This window comes from Streptomyces sp. SID11385, from assembly GCF_010548245.1.
GTDB lineage: Bacteria > Actinomycetota > Actinomycetes > Streptomycetales > Streptomycetaceae > Streptomyces.
On sequence record NZ_JAAGLR010000417.1, the window covers coordinates 1 to 1,923 of the forward strand.

The 1,923-nt window shown below is 75.6% G+C and carries 1 protein-coding gene and 1 pseudogene; both read right to left on the reverse strand.

All coding sequences use genetic code 11. The features are described from left to right. Window positions 1-847: pseudogene (locus G3I42_RS12815) on the reverse strand (CbxX/CfqX); the annotation flags it as partial. Between the two features lie 502 nt (window positions 848-1,349). Next, the coding region (locus tag G3I42_RS12820) for a hypothetical protein (protein ID WP_239096417.1) at window positions 1,350-1,923 on the reverse strand (574 nt) is incomplete at its 5' end.

The following is a 1,923-nucleotide window of genomic DNA, read 5'->3' on the forward strand; positions in this document are numbered from 1 at the left end:
CGTCCCGCGCCGCCGCCGTGTCCTGGCCCGCGCCGCCCAGGCTCACCGCCGCGTAGTCGAGCGGCGAGGCGAGGTCCTGGAAGCCGTCGCCCTCGGAGATCGCCGCGAGCCGCGCCGCGGTGTCCATGAAGCCCGCGTCGACCCGGTGCACCGCGCGGTACAGCGGCAGCGCCGCCGCGCTGCGCCCGCTGCCCTCGCGGGCCCGCGCCAGCCAGTACCGCAGCTCCTTGCGCTGCGGCTGCTCGCTGCGGCAGCGCATGAGCGCCGCCGAGAGCAGCGGCTCCGCCTGCCCGTACATCTCCAGGCGGACCCGCGCCATCCCGCCGAAGAGCCCCGCCTCGATGCCGAGGAGCGGGTCGTCGAGCAAGGGGTCGGTGTGCCGGGCCAGTTGCTCCCAGTCCTTCACGAGATAGGCGCGGCAGGCGTGCAGGAAGCGCACCTGCCGGTCGCTCTCGGGCGGCGGGAGCGCGCCGAGGGCGCGGTCGAGGTCGGGGACGTGGCGCCCGTCGAGCCAGTGCGAGGCGTGCGCGAGCAGCAGATCGCGCGTCGTCTCAAGGACCGGCTGCACCCACCAGCCCAGCCAGTACCAGGAGTTGAGCGGGCGCCGGTGCCGGGCCCGCTGCTCGCCGAACCGGTCGCGGTGCTGGAACATGCGCAGCAGCGCGGCCGGGGTGTCGATGCGCAGGGCGTGCAGGCCGAGCCAGCCGTCCGCCATGCCCGGATCGAGGCGCACCGCCGTGCGGAACTCCTCCTCCGCCTGTGGATACGCGCCCATCGTGTAGGCGTCAACGCCGCGCAACCAGGCGAGATCGGCCGGGCCCGGTGCGCCGTGCGTGCCGAAGTCCATCACGTCCCCCACAAACCGTGCCCCCGTGGCCTTGCCGCCGGACCCGTCGTCGGCCGCGCGGCCGAACCGCCGCGCCGCGAGCGGCTCTTGCTCCCCCGTGCGGATGCCGCCCGCCAGGGGACGGGCCGCACTGCGGCATCGTACCTGCGGGGACGTGCCCGGCCGAAGGGTGTCGCGGGCGCCGCGGAGGCAGCGCCGGGCGCACGGGGCGCACGGGGAGGCGTCCACCTCCGGTCACTCGGCGTGAGCGGACGAATGCGTCAAGTAGTACCAAAGCGGGGGGTGCGGGACAGAACGAAGCCCCCGGTCACGGGGGAACAACCGGGGGCTTCGTGTCTGCGGTGCGGCCCGCCGGGCCGCACACCGTGAACGTAAGACCAGGGCGGGCCCCGGGTCAAGACGCTCCGGGGAAGTCAGGGGGGCTGGTTTCGGCTTCTTTCCGCTTCGTCGGCGGAAGTTGACGCTGCGTCACCAAAACGGGGGTCGCGTGCTCCGTCCCGGCTCACTTCCGCACCACGTACCCCTCCCCGCACTGCCGTATCAGCGCGTCCGCGAAGGGCCGCGAGGGGTCGGCGCGGAAGTGCGCGGCCTCGGCCCGCTCCCACTCGTCCCAGAAGTCCGCGAGGTCAGGACCGTCCCTTTCGCGCCCGCGTTCCCAGGCCGCCCCACTGGCCAGATCCATCCACCACAGCAGCGAGAGCCACGGCCGCAGCGCCCGCCGCCCCGCCCCGACGCCCTCCACCAGGACGACGGGAGCCGGTGCGGCGGTCCGGGTGCGGCCCGGGCGGCGCGCGTGCCAGTCGTACGGCCGGAAGACGGCGGACTCCCCGTGCGCGAAGGGTTCGAGCACCTGCGCGGCGAAGCGCCCCGTCCAGCCGAAGAAGCGCTCGTGCGAGGCGAAGTCGTCCAGGCGCAGCACGGGCGCTCCGCCCAGGGCCTCGGCGACCCCGCGCGCGAGCGTCGACTTGCCCGAGCCGGCGTGCCCGTCGATCCCGACGAGCCGCACCGGGCCGCAGGAGGGGGCGAGGCCGCGCAGGCGCTCCGCGAGCAGGGCCGCGCTGACGGCGCCGCCGGGG